The organism is Prescottella defluvii (assembly GCF_000738775.1).
Taxonomy (GTDB): domain Bacteria; phylum Actinomycetota; class Actinomycetes; order Mycobacteriales; family Mycobacteriaceae; genus Prescottella; species Prescottella defluvii.
This window is the reverse complement of the sequence record NZ_JPOC01000138.1, coordinates 1-262: the sequence shown is the minus strand read 5'-3', so window position 1 is coordinate 262 and position 262 is coordinate 1. Positions and strand designations below refer to the sequence as shown.

Sequence of the window (262 nt, the reverse complement as noted above, 5' to 3'; positions counted from 1 at the left end):
CCGGTCGGTGCCCTGACCGGGGCGGCGTACCGGTTCCGGGCCCGCCCGTTCGACCTGGTGTCGAGCCCCAGCGTGTGTGAACACTGTGCGAGCGGATGCGCGCAACGCACCGATCACCGCCGAGGTACCGTCCTGCGTCGCCTGGCGGGCGACGATCCGCAGGTCAACGAGGAATGGAACTGCGACAAGGGCCGGTGGGCATTCGCGTACGCGACCGAGCCCGATCGGATCGAGACCCCGCTGATCCGCGACGACGCCGGTG

The 262-nt window shown here is 70.6% G+C and carries 1 pseudogene; it reads left to right on the top strand.

Annotated elements, in window-relative coordinates:
- A pseudogene (locus IJ15_RS25070) lies at positions 1 to 262 on the top strand (NADH-quinone oxidoreductase subunit G); the annotation flags it as partial.